The 804-nt window shown below is 67.7% G+C and carries 1 protein-coding gene; it reads left to right on the forward strand.

Features of this window, described 5'->3' with window-relative positions; all coding sequences use genetic code 11:
- A partial coding sequence (locus ABTU92_RS30075; RefSeq protein ID WP_408095197.1) for an ATP-binding cassette domain-containing protein occupies positions 1–804 on the forward strand: 804 nt, incomplete at both ends.

Consider the following 804-nt stretch of genomic DNA (forward strand, 5'->3'; position numbering starts at 1 on the left):
GACCTCAGCGTCGGTGAGCTCGTCGCCTTCAATCTGCTGGCCGGCCGGGTGAGTGCCCCGGTTCTTCGGCTCGCCCAGATCTGGCAGGACTTTCATCAGGCCCGCTTGTCGGTCGCGCGGCTCGGCGACATTCTCAACACCCCGGCCGAGCCCATCTACAGCCCGGGTCGAATGGCGTTGCCGGCGATCCGCGGCGATGTCGTCTTCGAGCACGTCACGTTCCGCTATCGGATCGACGGCCCGGAGATCCTCTCCAACGTCACGTTGCGGGTGCCGGCCGGCCAGGTGATCGGCATCGTCGGATCGTCGGGATCCGGCAAGAGCACGCTCGGCAAGCTCGTCCAGCGGCTCTACGTGCCGGAAAGCGGCCGGGTCCTGGTCGACGGTGTCGACCTCGCCCAGGTCGATCCGACCTGGTTGCGGCGCCAGATCGGCGTCGTGCTGCAGGAGAGCGTGCTGTTCAACCGCTCGGTCCGCGACAACATCGCACTCGCCGATCCGTCGTTGCCGACCGAGCGGATCATCGCCGCCGCGAAGCTCGCCGGCGCTCACGATTTCATCCTCCAGCTCCCCGAGGGCTACGACACGAATGTCGGCGAGCGGGGCAGCAGCCTGTCGGGCGGGCAACGTCAGCGCATCGCGATCGCCCGCGCGCTGATCGGCGACCCGCGTATCCTGATCTTCGACGAGGCGACGAGTGCGCTCGACTACGAGAGCGAGCGGATCGTCCAGGAGAACATGGCGCAGATCGTCCGCGGCCGGACCGTGTTCATCATCGCTCACCGCCTCTCGACGCTGCGGACC

Source organism: Rhodoplanes sp. SY1 (assembly GCF_046000175.1).
Lineage (GTDB): Bacteria > Pseudomonadota > Alphaproteobacteria > Rhizobiales > Xanthobacteraceae > Rhodoplanes.